The organism is Streptomyces fulvorobeus, assembly GCF_013167895.1.
Classification (GTDB): domain Bacteria; phylum Actinomycetota; class Actinomycetes; order Streptomycetales; family Streptomycetaceae; genus Streptomyces; species Streptomyces fulvorobeus.
Map to the genome: position 1 here is coordinate 2,231,647 of NZ_BLWC01000001.1, position 14,989 is coordinate 2,246,635.

General features: G+C 71.8%; 12 protein-coding genes, 2 tRNA genes and 2 pseudogenes. 8 read left to right on the forward strand and 8 right to left on the reverse strand.

The window, feature by feature from the left end:
* The first annotated feature begins 220 nt into the window (after window positions 1–220).
* Window positions 221–2,092 carry a putative bifunctional diguanylate cyclase/phosphodiesterase gene (locus Sfulv_RS10135; RefSeq protein ID WP_173313387.1) on the forward strand — a complete coding sequence of 624 codons (1,872 nt, stop codon included), beginning with the start codon at window positions 221–223 and terminating at the stop codon, window positions 2,090–2,092.
* Between the two features lie 43 nt (window positions 2,093–2,135).
* On the opposite strand, the gene Sfulv_RS10140 is transcribed toward Sfulv_RS10135, so the two are convergent.
* Together Sfulv_RS10140 and Sfulv_RS10145 are read right to left on the reverse strand one after the other, a co-directional pair.
* Window positions 2,136–3,230, reverse strand: coding sequence for an LLM class flavin-dependent oxidoreductase (locus tag Sfulv_RS10140; protein ID WP_173313388.1), 1,095 nt, complete (start codon window positions 3,228–3,230; stop codon window positions 2,136–2,138).
* 61 nt (window positions 3,231–3,291) lie between these two features.
* Window positions 3,292–4,055: pseudogene (locus Sfulv_RS10145) on the reverse strand (maleate cis-trans isomerase family protein).
* A gap of 289 nt (window positions 4,056–4,344) precedes the next feature.
* On the opposite strand from Sfulv_RS10145, the pseudogene ehuB reads away from it, so the two are divergent.
* The 6 genes and pseudogenes from ehuB to Sfulv_RS10175 all read left to right on the forward strand — a co-directional run bounded on the left by ehuB (window position 4,345) and on the right by Sfulv_RS10175 (window position 8,555).
* A pseudogene (gene ehuB / locus Sfulv_RS10150) lies at window positions 4,345–5,246 on the forward strand (ectoine/hydroxyectoine ABC transporter substrate-binding protein EhuB).
* A gap of 19 nt (window positions 5,247–5,265) precedes the next feature.
* Window positions 5,266–5,991, forward strand: a complete 726-nt coding sequence (ehuC, locus tag Sfulv_RS10155) for an ectoine/hydroxyectoine ABC transporter permease subunit EhuC (protein WP_173313389.1) — start codon at window positions 5,266–5,268, stop codon at window positions 5,989–5,991.
* Complete coding sequence (gene ehuD, locus Sfulv_RS10160; RefSeq protein WP_173313390.1) at window positions 5,988–6,629, forward strand: ectoine/hydroxyectoine ABC transporter permease subunit EhuD; 642 nt, start codon at window positions 5,988–5,990, stop codon at window positions 6,627–6,629. Before ehuC ends, ehuD begins: the two co-directional genes overlap by 4 nt.
* Before the next feature lie 9 nt (window positions 6,630–6,638).
* Window positions 6,639–7,451, forward strand: coding sequence for an ectoine/hydroxyectoine ABC transporter ATP-binding protein EhuA (ehuA, locus tag Sfulv_RS10165; RefSeq protein ID WP_173317737.1), 813 nt, complete (start codon window positions 6,639–6,641; stop codon window positions 7,449–7,451).
* 167 nt (window positions 7,452–7,618) lie between these two features.
* Complete coding sequence (locus Sfulv_RS10170; RefSeq protein WP_173313391.1) at window positions 7,619–8,377, forward strand: IclR family transcriptional regulator; 759 nt, start codon at window positions 7,619–7,621, stop codon at window positions 8,375–8,377.
* Window positions 8,378–8,481: 104 nt separating this feature from the next.
* Window positions 8,482–8,555: transfer RNA gene (locus Sfulv_RS10175), tRNA-Lys, on the forward strand.
* A gap of 124 nt (window positions 8,556–8,679) precedes the next feature.
* Here Sfulv_RS10175 and Sfulv_RS10180 read toward each other — a convergent pair.
* The 3 genes from Sfulv_RS10180 to Sfulv_RS10190 all read right to left on the reverse strand — a co-directional run bounded on the left by Sfulv_RS10180 (window position 8,680) and on the right by Sfulv_RS10190 (window position 12,493).
* A complete protein-coding gene (locus Sfulv_RS10180; RefSeq protein ID WP_173313392.1) occupies window positions 8,680–9,270 on the reverse strand; it encodes a lytic polysaccharide monooxygenase auxiliary activity family 9 protein in 591 nt (196 codons plus the stop codon).
* A gap of 159 nt (window positions 9,271–9,429) precedes the next feature.
* Window positions 9,430–11,169 carry an SPFH domain-containing protein gene (locus tag Sfulv_RS10185; RefSeq protein ID WP_246353079.1) on the reverse strand — a complete coding sequence of 580 codons (1,740 nt, stop codon included), beginning with the start codon at window positions 11,167–11,169 and terminating at the stop codon, window positions 9,430–9,432.
* Between the two features lie 34 nt (window positions 11,170–11,203).
* Window positions 11,204–12,493 carry a peptidoglycan-binding protein gene (locus Sfulv_RS10190; RefSeq protein WP_173313394.1) on the reverse strand — a complete coding sequence of 430 codons (1,290 nt, stop codon included), beginning with the start codon at window positions 12,491–12,493 and terminating at the stop codon, window positions 11,204–11,206.
* A gap of 151 nt (window positions 12,494–12,644) precedes the next feature.
* On the opposite strand from Sfulv_RS10190, the gene Sfulv_RS10195 reads away from it, so the two are divergent.
* Window positions 12,645–12,718: transfer RNA gene (locus Sfulv_RS10195), tRNA-Lys, on the forward strand.
* A gap of 72 nt (window positions 12,719–12,790) precedes the next feature.
* Here Sfulv_RS10195 and Sfulv_RS10200 read toward each other — a convergent pair.
* From Sfulv_RS10200 to Sfulv_RS10210, 3 genes are all read right to left on the reverse strand, one after another.
* Complete coding sequence (locus Sfulv_RS10200; protein WP_173313395.1) at window positions 12,791–13,477, reverse strand: class F sortase; 687 nt, start codon at window positions 13,475–13,477, stop codon at window positions 12,791–12,793.
* Window position 13,478: 1 nt separating this feature from the next.
* Window positions 13,479–14,030: a hypothetical protein gene (locus tag Sfulv_RS10205; protein ID WP_173313396.1), complete on the reverse strand. Its 552-nt coding sequence runs from the start codon at window positions 14,028–14,030 to the stop codon at window positions 13,479–13,481.
* Between the two features lie 105 nt (window positions 14,031–14,135).
* A complete protein-coding gene (locus tag Sfulv_RS10210) occupies window positions 14,136–14,924 on the reverse strand; it encodes an HAD-IIA family hydrolase (protein ID WP_173313397.1) in 789 nt (262 codons plus the stop codon).
* Between the last annotated feature and the right edge of the window lie 65 nt (window positions 14,925–14,989).

Genomic DNA, 14,989 nt, shown 5'->3' on the forward strand with positions numbered 1-14,989 from the left:
CACGGAAACGTTCACTTATGGGCAAACTGGATTGACGTCGGAAGCAGGGGCCATGCGGGTACGGAGGAGCGGCGTCGGTCGGCGCGCTGGAGCGGCCGGCTCGCCACCCTCTATGCTTCACCACGCTTTCCCCCGTCGTTACGGTCCCCACAGGGGACGCCACACGGTGCCCTGTCACGACGACACCTGTTCACGACGATCTGCACAGCGGGAGCACGCGGTGAGCGGAACCTCCGAAGGGCCGGAGCCCCCGGCGGGCAGAGCACTGGGCACCGTGCGGCCGCCGGTCACGGAACGTCATGCGGTGGCGGCGAGTCCTTCGGAACTGCGCGACTACCGGGCCGCCTTCCACGTCTCCGTACTCGCCATGGCCGTCCTCGACCACGAGGGCCAGATCGTCAGCGCGAACGACGCCCTGGCCGGACTGCTGGGCACCGAAGCCGCCGCCCTGGCCGCGCAGCCGGCCGCCGCCCTCGTCGGCCTCTCGTCGGACGACCGCACCTGGCACGCGTACCGCGAGGTGCTGCACGGCCGGCGCTCCCGCCTTCGCTGCACCCGCCGGCTGAAGCACCCCGACGGGCGCTCCCTGTGGGCGGAGATCACCGTCGTACCCATGGACCCGCCGTCCACCGGCGGCCTCCTGCTGTCGGTGGCGGACATCAGCGACCGGCGCGAGCTCCAGAAGCGGCTGCGCCACCTCCAGATGCACGACCCGGTGACCCGGCTGCCCAACCGGACCCTGTTCTTCGAACGGCTCTCGGCGGCCCTGGAGACACCGCCGTTCCACGACGACTCACTGCCCCCGCACGGCCGGATCGGCCTCTGCTACCTGGATCTGGACGGCTTCAAGGCCGTCAACGACACCATGGGGCACCGCATGGGCGACCGGCTCCTGGCCGCCGTCGCCGGCCGGCTCACCGACTGCGCCGGACGCGAGGGCTCGGAGCGCGGCGGGAGTCATCTGGTGGCACGGCTCGGCGGCGACGAGTTCGCGATCCTCGTCGAGGACTCCACCGGCACGCCCCAGCTGACCGAGCTGGCGAACGCGGTGCTCCTCTCGCTCCAGCGGCCCTTCGACCTCGCCGGTCAGCGGCTCTCCGTATCGGCCTCGATCGGAGTGGTCGAGCGGGCATCGGCGGGCACCTCGCCGACCGGTCTGATGCAGGCCGCCGACACGACGTTGTTCTGGGCGAAGGAGGACGGCAAGGCGCGCTGGACGCTCTTCGACCCCGAGCGCAACGCCCACCGCATGACCCGGCAGGCGCTCTCCTCCACGCTGCGGCCCGCCGTCGAGCGGGGCGAGTTCACCCTGGACTACCAGCCCTTGGTCTGCATGGCCGACGGGGCCGTACGCGGCGTCGAGGCGCTGGTGCGGTGGAACCATCCGCAGTTCGGCCGGCTGGCGCCGAATCGGTTCGTCTCGATCGCCGAGGAGGACGGCACGATCGTCCAGCTCGGCCGGTGGGTGCTGCGCACCGCGTGCCGCCAGGCCCGGAGCTGGCAGCTCGACCACCCGGACGAGCCGCCGCTGTTCATCAGCGTCAACGTGGCCGTACGGCAGGTCTGGGACTCCGATCTGGTGGCCGACGTGGCGGAGATCCTCGCCGACACGGGGCTGGACGCCGGGCTGCTCCAGCTGGAGCTGACGGAGTCCGCCGTGATGGGCTCCGCGGGCCGCCCGCTGCGGGCGCTGCAAGCGCTCAGCGACATGGGCGTCCGGATCGCCATCGACGACTTCGGCACCGGTTACTCCAACCTCGCCTACCTGAGCCGGCTGCCGGTCTCCGTGCTGAAGCTGGACGGCTCCTTCGTACGCGGCTTCCGCTACGAGGACGACACGCACCCGAGCCCCGCCGACGAGACGATCGTGGAGGCGATGGTGCAGCTGGCCCACCGGCTGGGCCTCACCGTCACCGCGGAGTGCGTGGAGACGGCGGGCCAGGCGGAACGGCTGCGCAGGATCGGCTGCGACACCGGGCAGGGGTGGCTGTACTCGCGGGCCGTGGCCCCCGAGCGCATCGGGGAACTGATCGGCGCGAGGGCTTCGCGCGCCGCCAGGGCTCCGGGAACGTCGGGTCCGTCCGGCGACTGAGGGCTGTCCGGTGACCCCGGGTGGATCAGCGCGCCCATGGCGTTCAGGAAGGCAGGCCGTACGCGTCCGCGATCAGCTCGTAGCTGCGCAGCCGCGCCTGGCCGCCGTGCGCGTTCGAGGTGATCATCAGCTCGTCCGCGCCTGTCCGCTTGACCAGGTCGTCGAGGCCGGTGCGGACCTCGTCCGCGGTGCCGTGGACGACGTTGGAGAGCCAGCCGTCGACGAACTCCCGCTCCATGGGCGCGAAGGTGTACGCCTCCGCCTCCTCCGGGCTCGGGATCAGACCCGGGCGGCCGGTGCGCAGGCGGACCATCGACAGGGCGCCGGTCAACACCTGGCGGCGGGCCTCCCGCTCCTCGTCGGCGGCGAGGGCCGAGACGCCGATCACGGCGTACGGGGCGTCCAGCACGGCGGACGGCTTGAACGACTCGCGGTACAGGTCGAGCGCCGGAACGGTGTTCTGCGCCGAGAAGTGGTGCGCGAAGGCGAACGGCAGGCCGAGGACACCGGCCAGCCGCGCGCTGAAGCCGGAGGAGCCGAGCAGCCAGACCGGCGGGCGGGCCGGGGACTGCACGCCGCCCGGAGCGGACGCCTGCACGGGGCCGGGCACGGCGTGGATCCTGGCGTAGGGGTGGCCGTCGGGGAAGTCGTCGTCCAGGAAGCGGACCAGCTCGGCGAGCTGCTGCGGGAAGTCGTCCGCCCCCTCGTTCAGCCGGTCCGTACGGCGCAGCGCCGCTGCGGTCGCCCCGTCGGTGCCGGGCGCTCGGCCCAGGCCGAGGTCGACGCGTCCGGGGGCCATGGCCTCCAGCGTGCCGAACTGTTCCGCGATCACGAGCGGTGCGTGGTTGGGCAGCATCACCCCGCCGGAGCCGAGCCGGATGCGCTCGGTGTGCGCGGCGAGGTGGGCGAGGATCACGGCGGGCGACGAGGAGGCGACACCCGGCATGGAGTGGTGCTCGGCGACCCAGAAGCGGTGGAAGCCGCGGCGCTCGGTGAGCTTGGCGAGGTCGACGCTGGTGCGCAGCGCCTGGGTCGCGGTGCGGCCCTGTCCCACGGTCACCAGGTCGAGCACGGACAGGGGCACGGAAGCCGTTCCCGCCGCGGTGCCGCGAATCTGGTCGCCTCGGATCTCGTCCATGTTTCGGCCTCTCCCGGTGGTGCGTACGTAACGGAAGAAGCCAACAGGAGGATGGCTCCGCTTATTCCCTCACCTCGATGCCCCGCGGCTCGACGGCGCCGGGCGGCGGCTGCCGGGTGGCGAAGAGGGCGCCGAGCCCCGGCTCGTAGACGCGGCGGTCCACCAGCCGCAGGCCCTCCCAGACCGTCACCTGGTTCGCCGTGAGCACCGGCTTGCCGAGGAGTCGCTCCAGCTCCCTGACGTACGCGGCGGTGTGCAGGGCCGTGTGCGGGAGGAGCACCGCGTCGGCGTCCGGATGGTCCCCCGCGACGGCCAGCTCCTTCACGAGCCGCTCGTCCCAGGCGCCCACCTCGGCGGCCGTGATGATGCCGCTGCCCCGGGTGGCCACCACCTCGATGCCCGCGGCCTCCAGGAAGCGGGTGAAGAGCAGCGCGATGTCCTCGGGGTAGGCCGCGGCGACGGCGACGCGGGCCGCTCCCACCTCCCCCGCCGCGTGCACGAAGGCGAGCGAGGTGCTGGACGCCGGCAGGCCGGCCGCCCTGGCCAGGGTCGCCGCCTGCTCGTGGGCGCCCTCCCAGCCGTACACGAAGCTTCCGCCGGTGCAGGCCCAGACGAGGGCCTCGGCACCGGCGAGGCGCAGGTCCTCCACCCGGCCGCGAGCCGCTCGGCCGCGCCGATCTCCCGCAGGGTGCCGACGCGGTGGACGTCCACTCCGGCCTCGGTGTGGAACAGGGGCAGTCTGATGTCGCTGCCGAGCGTGATCTCGATCCGGGGGAAGTCGTCCTCCGCGGAGTGGCCCGGGTAGAGAAGTCCGATGGTCGTCATGTCCGCCCTTCCTGTTGCGTCCGCAGCGCCGAGCAGGTGACCCCGTCGCTGCTTCCCCCGACCCTGCCAAGTATTCCGCTGTTCACCCCTGAGGGCCGCGCCGGGCGGGGAACGCACCTGCCGGGGAACACACCCCGCGCATCCCTGGTCGCCCTCCGCCCGCCACAGGGCACGAAACGGTCTCCCTCCGGCCTCTGTTGGGTCACATGGCGCCCCGCCCTGCATAGACGTCCGGGATCGGGCAGGCGGTCACCCCGTCCGGACTGCGACCTCCAGGAGATTGCGAACCATGGCTGACTTCCCGAATCTGTCCCGCCGGGGTTTCCTCAACCGATCGGCAGCCGTGGGGGGAGCACTCGTCGTTCCCGGCCTCCTCTCCGCGTGCAGCAGGACCGGCGCCGGTGCGGTGGAAGGCGAAGGAGCCCTCGTCAAGCTCCGCAAACAGGGCTTCGTACGGGTCGCGTACGCGAACGAGGCGCCGTACGGCTTTCTGGAGGGCAGCGAGCTCAAGGGCGAGGCGCCCACGCTGCACCGCGAGATATTCAAGGCCCTCGGCGTCGACGAGCTCAAGCCCACCCTCTCGGAGTGGGACGGCCTGATACCCGGACTCCAGGCGGGCAAGTACGACGTGGTCAGCGCGGGCATGGCGATCACCCCCGAGCGCTGCGCCAACGCCCTCTTCTCCGAGCCCGAGTTCATCTCCCCACGGCGCTGATGGTGAAGAAGGGCAACCCGAGGAAGGTCACCGACCTGGCATCCGCCAAGGCCGCCGGGATCACCGTCGGCGTCATGGCGGGCGCGGTCGAGGGCTCGTACGCCAAGGGGGCGGGCATCGCCGAGGACCGGATCAGGACGCTGCAGAAGCCGCAGGACGGCGCCGACGCCGTCAAGGGCGGGCGCGTCGACGCGTTCCTGCTCACCGGCATCTCGCTGCGCTGGCTCGCCAGGACCAACCCGGGCACCGAGGTCACCGAGGCGTTCCTGCCGGAGCTGGACGGCAAGAAGCAGTACTCCCCCGGCGGCGCGGTGTTCGGCCAGGGCAACGAGGTCCTGCGGGACGCCTTCAACCGCGAACTGAAGAAGATCGTCTCGGACCGCTCGCGCTATGTGAGCCTGCTGGCGCCCTACGGCTTCGGGGCCACGGAGATCCCGCCCGCCACCCTGAAGACCGCCGATCTGTGCAAGGGCTGACGGGGGCGGACCGCAGCGTATGAGTGACTTCTTCTCCACGCTCCTCGACGAACTCCCCCAGGTCCGCGCCGGTCTGTGGGTCACCCTCCAGGCCACCGTGCTCGGCTCCCTGCTGGCTCTGGCCCTGTCCTTCGCCCTCGGCCTGATGGCCGGCAGCCGGCTTCTCCTGGTCCGCGGCCTCTCGCGGACCGTGGTCGAGTTCTTCCGCGGCACCTCGCTCTACATCCAGCTTTTCTGGCTGTACTACGCGATGCCGCCCCTGACCGGTTACGAGCTGACGCCGCTGCTCTGCGGCGTCCTCGCCTTCGGGCTCAACTACGGGGCATACGGCTCCGAAGTGGTGCGCGGCGCCGTCAACTCCGTACCGCGCGGGCAGTACGAGGCGGCCCTCGCGCTGAACCTCGCCCCGGCCAGGCGGCTGCGCAAGGTGATCCTTCCGCAGGCGTGGGTGCAGATGATCCCTTCCTTCACCAACCTCCTGATCCAGCTCCTCAAGTGCACCCCACTGCTGTGGCTGATCTCGGCCGCCGACCTGATGACGGTGGTCCAGCAGGTGCGCGACCGCACCGGTGAGACCCTCACCGCGTATCTGACACTGCTGGCGGCCTACTTCGTACTGGCCTACGCGCTGACCCTGCTGATGAACCTCCTGGAACGGAACGCCAAACGGCGGCTCGGCCTGGAGACCGGTCCGGGCAGCCTGTTCAGGACCCGCGGCGCCGCCGCCGCCGGGGGTGTCCGGTGAACGGATTCGACTGGAACGCGGCGGGGGACGCCCTGCCCCTGCTGCTCGAAGGATTCAGGGTCACCCTGCTCGCGACGGTGCTCGGCACCCTCGTGGCCGCCGTCCTGGGGCTGGCCGTCGCGGTCGCCGGACGGGCTCCCAGCAGGCTCGTCACCCTCCCGGTCCGGGCCGTGACGGAGTTCGTCCGCTCCACCCCGCTGCTGGTCCAACTGGTCGGCGCGGCGGCGGTGTTCAGCTCGGTCGAGCCGCTGACCGTCGGCGTCGTGGTGCTGGGCGTCCACTACGCGGCGTACACCTCCGAGGTGTACCGCGCCGGGATCGACGGCGTGCCCAGGGGCCAGTGGGAGGCGGCGCGGGCGCTCTCGCTCCCGGCGAGGCGGACCTGGCAGGCCGTGATCCTCCCGCAGGCGGTGCGCAACGTGCTGCCCGCGCTCGGCAACTACGCCGTCTCGATGTTCAAGGAGACCCCCTTTCTCGCCGTGATCACGGTCCAGGAGATGGTCTTCGAGGCGCGCAGGTACGGCGCCGAGCACTTCGCCTACACCGAGGCGTTCACCCTCGCGGGCCTGGTCTTCCTGGTCGCGAGCTACCCGACCTCGCTACTGATGAGAAAGCTGGAGAAGCGCCTTGGCCACTGAGTCCGCCCCCTGAAGGAGCCCGCCGGCCCGGTCCCGGGCCAGGTGACGACCGGCGTCGGGCCACTCGTCCGCTTCGACCGGGTCGTGAAGCGGTACGGCGACCACGTGGTCCTGGACGAGCTGGACTTCACCGTGCGGCGCGGTGAGCACGTCACCCTGATCGGCCCGAGCGGCTCGGGCAAGACGACCATCCTGCGGCTGCTGATGACGCTGGAGAAGGTCAGCGACGGGGTGATCTGGGTCGACGGTTCACCCCTGTCGCACGTCCGGGCCGCGAACGGGTCGCTGAAACCGGCCGGAGAGAAGCAGCTGAGGGAGTCCCGGAAGAAGATCGGGATGGTCTTCCAGCAGTTCAACCTCTTCCCGAACATGAAGGTGCTCCAGAACATCACCGAGGCACCGGTCAGCGTGCTGGGCATGGACCGCGACGAGGCGGAGAGCCGGGCCCGGGAACTGCTCGACCTGGTGGGTCTCGCGGGGAAGACCGACGCGCACCCCTCCCAGCTCTCCGGTGGCCAGCAGCAGCGGGTGGCCATCGCCCGGGCCCTGGCGATGCGGCCGGAGATCCTGCTGCTCGACGAGGTGACGTCGGCGCTCGACCCGGAGCTGGTGGCGGGCGTCCTGGACCTGCTGTCCGACATCGCCAGGAGCACCGACATCACGATGCTGTGCGTGACCCACGAGATGAACTTCGCCCGGGACGTCTCGGAGAAGGTGCTGATGTTCGACGCCGGACGGGTCGTGGAGTCCGGTACCCCGGAGAAAATCTTCTCCGACCCGGAGCACGAACGTACGCGCGAGTTCCTCGCCGCGGTGCTGTGACCACACTGTTGATCCGATGTCTATGACAGAGGCATATGCCGGACGGATGCGCCCCAGCTGACGGGGCCGGGGCGCCTTCGCCAAGTCGGCAACACCCCCTCCTCGCCGGGGTGTCGGCGGCTATCGTGGGGCGAAAGCCGACGGTCACTACCTGGTAGGGGGACGCCGTGGCGTTGAAGCCGGAACCGACCGCGCCGTTCCACTCGGTGCAGTACGCGCTGCGCGTGCTCGAAACGGTCTCCAAGCACGGCACCGGCGTGACCGACGTCCAGATCGCCCGCGAGACCGGGCTGCCCACCGGACACCTCGCCTCCCTGCTGCTGACCCTGCGCCGCGAGGGGTATGTCGAGCAGGTCACGGACGGGGCCTACGTGATCGGCGCCTCGCTCCTGCTGCTCGGCTCCGGCGCGCCCCGCCGCCAGGCCCTCGAGGACAAGCTCCAGCAGACCCTGGTGCAGCTGCGCGACTCCGTCGGCGCCGCGGTCTACCTCAGCCGATACGTCGACGGAGAGATCCGGGTCACCCAGATGGCGGACGGTCCCCGCACGCCCGCGGTCAACGAGTGGGTGGACTTCCGGTCGGCCGCGCACGCCAGCGCGATCGGGAAGTGCCTGTTGACGCAGCTCGACCAGAACGGCCGGCGCGACCACATCTCCCGGCACAAGACCGCCCGGCTCACCTCGCGGACCATCACCAGCGAGAAGGTCCTCTTCTCCAAGCTGGACAGCCAGCCCGCGACGGTCCCGGTGCTGGACCTCCAGGAGTACGCGCTGGGCACGGTGTGCGCCGCGGTGCCGCTCACCGCCGGGGCGTCGGCCGGATGTCTGGCGCTCTCTCTGCCGATCGAGGACGCCCACCGGCTGCGGGCGGCGGCGGACACGCTGAACCGGCGGGCGGCGCCGGTGCTCCTGTCACTGGCGCTCTGAGCCCACTGCACGGCTGGCTCCCGGGCGTGACGGCCGGGGACCCGGGGGTGGTGGTGCGTGGCGTCAGCACCCCCGGAGAGCAGGTATTATTTTCGAGTCACCAGGCGCCGTTAGCTCAGTTGGTTAGAGCAGCTGACTCTTAATCAGCGGGTCCGGGGTTCGAGTCCCTGACGGCGCACAGACAACGCGGTGGGCGGTTTCCGTTATACGGAAACCGCCCACCGCGCTTTTGCGTCGCCTCGACACGCCGGAGCGGCGGCCCCCGCCCGGGCCGCCGCCGCACCACTGTGCTGAGCCGAGCGTCAGAACTGCACGTCGGAGCAGGCGTAGAACGCGTTGCCGGTGTCCGCGACGTTCCAGACGGCGAGGATGATGTGCTTACCGGACTTCAGGGTGGGGATGGTGCCCTGGTGGGTCAGGGTCGACGGGGGCTGCTGGTTGCCGTACGGCACCGTCATGAACGGCTGGGACTCCAGCGCGGCCCGGGTGAGCGGCTGGGTGGAGTTCCAGCCGTTCTTGGTGATGTAGTACCGGAAGTCGCTGGTGGAGTGCCGGGCGGTGAACTGCCAGCGGAAGCTGTAGCCCTGGCCGCCGGTGACCTTGGTGGCCGGCCAGTTGCCGCCACGCGGGTCGTCCAGCGCCGCGAACCCGCCGTTCCCGCCGGAGCAGATCTTGCCGTCCGCAGGACCGGCCGCCGGGAAGCCCTTCGGGCCCTCGACGCTCTGCGGCTCCCACTGGATGTTGCCGCAGCCGCTCACCGTGCCGTTGGCACACAGCTTCTGCCGGCTGATCGGGGAGTCCGTGTAGCCGTGGCTGCTGGCGCTGCTGGTGGCGAACATGGAAGCGCCCGCTATCGCGAGGCCGATGACGGCCGCGCTTGCCTTTTTCCGCATGCTTTTGCTCCTCAAGAACGTGGGGGAGGTTCCATCAGCTCTGCTCTGCGCGCGAGTTGTGCGGTCTAGACCAAGTCCTAGGTTATGGACAGGGCATGAACATGTCCAGACCAATGGGCATGCGATTCCGGAGCGCCCCCGGGCACCCCCCGGCGCTCCTCAGACGCCGTCCGTGCCGCTGCGACCGGTGTAGAAGGCCACGGTCAGGTCCTTCACCAGCATTTTTCGCTCGTAGTCGTCGAGCTCGACGATGCCGCGCGAGGTCAGCCGGTGAACCGTGTCGTCGACGGCGTCGACCACCGAGGTCAGCACGGTGTCGCGGTGCCTGGCGTCGATCGCCGCGATCCGTCGCCGCTGCATCGCGGCGGCGACCTCGGGGGCGTACTCGATTCCGGTCGGCTGCGCCGAGTACACCTCGATGCCCACTGGCGCGCAGTCCGCCTTCAGCATCCGGGTCAGCGCGTCCCCGACCGCCTCGGCGTCGCGCAGGGTGTGCGCGTCCTCGTCGAAGGCGTCGGCCGGCAACTGCGAGAGCACCCGCGCCATCGCGGCCTCGACCTGCTCACGCAGATACTTCTCGTGGTCCGCGACCCCCAGAGTGGCCCGAAGGGTGTCCTTGACACGCCAGACGACGAGCACGACCACCCGCAGCGCCGTGCCGTTCGCGTCGACGGAGGGCAGCGGCTCACTGCGCCAGTGCCGCAGCCGCACGTCGACGCGGCGGCGCAGCAGGAGCGGGGAGACCCAGATCAGACCGGTGCGGCGGACACTGCCCCGGTAGTCGCCGAAGAGGGTCAGCACCAGGGCGTACCCGACCCGTCCCCGGCCGATCCCGCCGAGCGCGAACAGCACCACCGTCACCAGGAAGGCGAGGAGCGCCCACGCCCCGATGCCGATGCCGTCGTACGGGCGGGAGGCGATCCCCACCCGGTGGAGCGCGGCGGCGGGCAGCGCGCCGCACCACCAGAGGACGGCGAGGCCGGCCAGGATGCCGAGCGCCCCGGTGAGCAGCGCGGCCCAGCCGGGCAGCGCGGGCCCGGGCCGCTCGGAGAGCCGGGGGTCGCCGAGCGGGGCCGGCCGGGTCGGCGCCTGCACCTGTGTCCGCGCGGTGGTCCGCGGTGAGCGGGGCAGGGGCGGCCGCGGGGCGGGCCGTGCTCCCTGGGCCACGAAGGCGGGCAGCGCCCCCGGATCGCCGGGCTCCGGGCCCCTGCCGGGGCCTTCTGCGTCCTGTGCGTCGCGGGCCTGGTGTGCGTCGCGGGCCTGTTGTGCGTCGCGGGCCTGTTGTGCGTCGCGGTCGTCGCGGAAGAGGAGGTGGACGGGGATGGAGGCCGTGGTCTCGTTGGCGATGACGGGGTGGCGCCGCCCGGTCTCCCACCAGGTGTCGGCATCGGGGCCCCCGCATCCGCCGCCCGGCCCCGGCAGGCTGACGAGTCCGGTGGTGCACGGCACGGACGCGGCCGGGTCAACGGCCCCGGAGACACCGTGGGACCCCCTGACCGGCGCCGGCACGGACGCCCCGGCGCCGGCGTCCGCCGGGGCGAGGTCGAGCACCAGGTCCACCACGGTGTCGGAACCCCGCTCCGCGTGCTCACCGGCCGGCACGCCGGGCGCCCCGGTCCCGAACTCCGGCCCGCGCCCGCCCGAGCCCGGTTCCGGTGCGCGGGCCGGTAGCGGGGTTTCCGGGGCCGGTTCGCGGAGCGGGACCGTTCCTGCCGCGGGGCCGGGCTCCGGGGAACCCGGCGGGGAGTCCGCAGCCGGACCGTCCCAGGCCGAGGTGACCGCAGCCGGCCCGGCCCCGGCCGGAGTGGTCGTGGTGGGGACCTCGCTCGCGCCCTCGTGTCCGTGCACCGGCTGCCCTGCCTTTCCGTTCTCCGGGAATCCGGAGCTGTCCGACACCATGGGTCGCAATCCCGCCTCCGTCATGTCCGTGCCGTCACGCGAACAGCCGCCGCCAGGTCTCCGGCCCCGGGTAGCCGTCGGCCGCGCCGCCCCGCCAGCCCAGGGACCGCTGGAACGCCTCGACGTTGCGGCGGTCCGCCTCCGTCCACCGGGGACCGGGGGCCGACAGGTAGTGCTTTCCGTGGCCCTTCCTCACCAACTGCCGCCCGAGGCGGGCGACATGGCTGCTGGACTGACCCGGCTTGAAATAGCCGCGGCCCGGGAAGGCCGGCGCGGCACTCGGGCTACCGCCCGTACCGGCCGCGGGGATGTCGCGCCCGGTGCCCGAGACCAGGTGGCGCCAGGTGTGCGGCCCGGGGATGCCGTCCGCCTCCTTGCCCTTCCAGCCCTGGGCCTTCTGGAACGCCTGGGTCGCGCGCCTGTCCGCCTCACCCCAGCGCGGTCCCGGCCCCTGCGTGTAGTACCGCTTGCCGCCCCGCGCCACGAGCATCCTGCCGAGCTCGGCCACGTGCGCGTTGTCCGCCCCCGGCCCGAACTTCCCCGCCCCGGGGAAGGACGTCGACGAGCCGCTGCCGCCCGCCCCTCCCGTGAGGCCCCGGTAGCGGTAGGCCACGTACTGGTCGGAGTTGTTCCAGTACGCCATGGGTGTCGTCTGCCTGCGTGTGTGCGGGCGTGCCTGTTCGTAGGCGGTGTAGTGGGTGTGCCGGTAGTCGGTCCAGCCGCCGAAGATCGTGACGTGCGAGCCCTTGCCCGGGTCGGACGGATTGTGGAAGAGCAGGATGTCTCCGGGCTGGAGCTCCTCCCGGGAGATCCGCGTCCCGAACCGGGCGAGGCTGCCGGTCCACTCGTTGCCGTCCAGGTTCCACGCCATCGACACATAGCCCGAGCAGTCCTGGCGGTAACCGTCCGACCAGTACTTCTGCATGCTGTACGGGACCTTCGCGGCGGCCCAGACCTTGGCCCGGTTGATGATGTCGGCCCGGGTGGTCTCCCGGTAGGCCGGCTCCGCGGGCGGCCCCGGGGAGCCGGGGCCCTTGAGCGGACCCTTCTCGCCCTGCGGAGTGGCCGGCTCGGGATCGGCCGGCGCGTCCGTCCTGACGGGTCCTGCGGCGTGTCCCGAAGTGCTCGCCGCCTCGGCGGCCCCGCTGGAAAGGACCACTCCCGCGGCCGTCACCAGCACCAGCGCGCGCCGGGCGCCGTGCGCCGCGGGATGTCCGCCGTCCCGCGCCCGCGGAGCCCTGGCCGCGGTCCGCCGCTGCGCGGTACACCCCGCACAGGCACAGTCGACAGCGGGTTCGTACTCCTCGAAGACCGGCACAGTCATGCGATTCCCCTCCGGGCGTCAGCGTTCCGTTCTCCCGACATTTCGCATTTTGACGGATCAAAGAGAAAAAACGACCATCCCACAGGGTGCGGCGCGGCGGAATTGGTCAGGGGCACACCGGCCCATCGGGTAGAGTTCTCCAGGTCAGCAGGCGCCGTTAGCTCAGTTGGTTAGAGCAGCTGACTCTTAATCAGCGGGTCCGGGGTTCGAGTCCCTGACGGCGCACGCAGTAACAAGGCCCCCTCACCGTGTGAGGGGGCCTTGTTCGTATCCCGGCGAGTCCTTCGGGTCCATGGCTCAGGCGGGGCTCCTCGCGGCCTCGCGCTCCTGGCCCGTCAGATAGGCCGAGACGACCACGTTGGCCGTGTACGAACGCGACTTCCGGTCGTACGTACCGCCGCAGGTGATCAGTCTGAGTTCCGCCCGGCCGTCCTCGCGGGGGCCGTACGCCTTCTCGGCGTCGAAGCGTTCCCGGGTGAAGACCTGGACGTCGTCGATGGTGAACACCGCGACCGTGCCGTCGGCCCTGGTCACCCGGACCTGCTCGCCGGGGCGGACCGTGCTGAGCCCGTAGAACACGGCGGGCTTCGTCTCCGTGTCGACATGGCCGACGAGCAGCGCGGCGCCCTCGGCGCCCGGCTCGGTGCCGCTGCCGTACCAGCCGACCGTCTGCGGCTTCGCGTACGGCGGCGGGTCGATCGCCCCGCCCTTGTCCAGACCACGCCGGACGACGGGGGCCTCGACACCTATGGAGGGGACCTCCACCCGCTCCGGCGCGGCACCGTCGAGCGGTCTGTGCGGCGGGGGCAGGGGTACGCCGAGGGGTCGCCCGGCCGCCGCGACGTCACCGCTCGCCGGTGCGGAGCCGCTGTCCGGCCCCTCGGTGATCTCGCGTCCCCAGAGCCACAGGCCCAGCAGGAGAACGGCCCAGGCGACTCCGGTGAGCAGCCGCCCGGTGCCCGCCGGGCGGTCCGTGGCCGACACGTCAGTCCGCGGCCGAGCGACGGCGCCGTACGCTGCGGAAGGCGACGGCGACAGCCGCGACGGCCCCCAGGACCAGTCCGGTCACGGCGTGCCACGTGCCGGGGCCGTCCTGCCCGGCCGCCTGCCCGGCCGCCTGGTCGGCGAGGGTGGCGGTGCCGCCGCCGCCGGCCCTGACGGGCGCGACGGGCGAGGGCTGCCGGTGGTGGACGACGGTGATCCTGCCGGTGGCCTTGCCCTTGCCGCCCTTGCAGTTCACCCAGACGTCGTAGTCGCCGGGTTCGGCGTCGGAGCGGATGCGGGCCTCGGCGAACAGGCCCGTCTCGTCGGCGGGGGCGAAGTGGGCCTCCGAGACGAAGGCGTCGGAGTTGCCCTTGGCCTCCCTGCCTCTGCCGCAGACGTCGACCCAGAGCTCCACCTCCCCGCCGGGGGCCGTGGCGGACGGGGTGACCGAGACCCTTCCCTGGGGCTCGGAGTCGGCCAGTGCGGCGGTCGCGGGCAGCAGAGTCGCCGCGGCCGCCGCTGCGGCACAGAACGTGAGGGGCAGTGAACGCATGGTGAACCTCCTTCCGGCAGGTTCACCCGCGCGTCAGCCTTCCGCATCCGCAGGGGGCCGGGGCCGGGTCGCGACGCGGGTCGCCACCACCCCCGCGGACCGGTGTCAGGGCAGGTCGACGAGGTCGACCAGGTCGGCGATGGAGTCGACGACGGTGGACGGCCGGAAGGGGTAGCGGTCGATGTCGGCCAGGGTGGTGAGACCGGTGAGGACCAGGAACGTCTGCATCCCCGCCTCCAGGCCCGCCAGGACGTCGGTGTCCATCCGGTCGCCGATCATGGCGCTGGTCTCGGAGTGCGCGCCGATGGCGTTGAGCCCCGTCCGCATCATCAGCGGGTTGGGCTTGCCCGCGAAGTAGGGCTCCTTGCCGGTGGCCTTGGTGATCAGGGCGGCGACCGAACCGGTCGCGGGCAGCGGGCCCTCGGCGGAGGGGCCCGTCTCGTCCGGGTTGGTGCAGATGAAGCGGGCACCGCCGTTGATCAGCCGGATCGCCTTGGTGAGCGCCTCGAAACTGTAGGTACGGGTCTCTCCGAGCACCACGTAGTCGGGTGCGTGGTCCGTGAGGATGTAGCCGATGTCGTGCAGCGCTGTCGTCAGGCCCGCCTCGCCGATGACGTACGCCGTGCCGCCGGGCCGCTGGTCGTCGAGGAACTGGGCGGTGGCCAGGGCCGAGGTCCAGATATTGGCCACCGGCACGTCCAGGCCCATGCGCTTGAGCCGGGCGTGCAGGTCCCGTGCCGTGTAGATGGAGTTGTTGGTGAGGACCAGGAAGGGCAGCCCGGAGTCCCGCAACCGCTTGATGAAGGCGTCCGCGCCGGGGATCGGCGTGCCCTCGTGGATGAGGACGCCGTCCATGTCGGTCAGCCAGGATTCGATCGGCTTGCGCTCTGCCATGGGGACGGGCTCCTGCCGTACGTACGGTGCACGCGAGGTGCGGGGACGCCGGCGGCACCGCGTTG

Bases quoted from the DNA above. Each gene is read 5' to 3' on its own strand.
- Sfulv_RS10210 (WP_173313397.1), bottom strand. From the start codon at position 14,924: ATGGCAGAGCGCAAGCCGATCGAATCCTGGCTGACCGACATGGACGGC.
- Sfulv_RS10180 (WP_173313392.1), bottom strand. From the start codon at position 9,270: ATGCGGAAAAAGGCAAGCGCGGCCGTCATCGGCCTCGCGATAGCGGGC.
- ehuC (WP_173313389.1), top strand. From the start codon at position 5,266: ATGAGTGACTTCTTCTCCACGCTCCTCGACGAACTCCCCCAGGTCCGC.
- Sfulv_RS10140 (WP_173313388.1), bottom strand. From the start codon at position 3,230: ATGGACGAGATCCGAGGCGACCAGATTCGCGGCACCGCGGCGGGAACG.
- Sfulv_RS10190 (WP_173313394.1), bottom strand. From the start codon at position 12,493: ATGACTGTGCCGGTCTTCGAGGAGTACGAACCCGCTGTCGACTGTGCC.
- Sfulv_RS10185 (WP_246353079.1), bottom strand. From the start codon at position 11,169: ATGGTGTCGGACAGCTCCGGATTCCCGGAGAACGGAAAGGCAGGGCAG.
- Sfulv_RS10205 (WP_173313396.1), bottom strand. From the start codon at position 14,030: ATGCGTTCACTGCCCCTCACGTTCTGTGCCGCAGCGGCGGCCGCGGCG.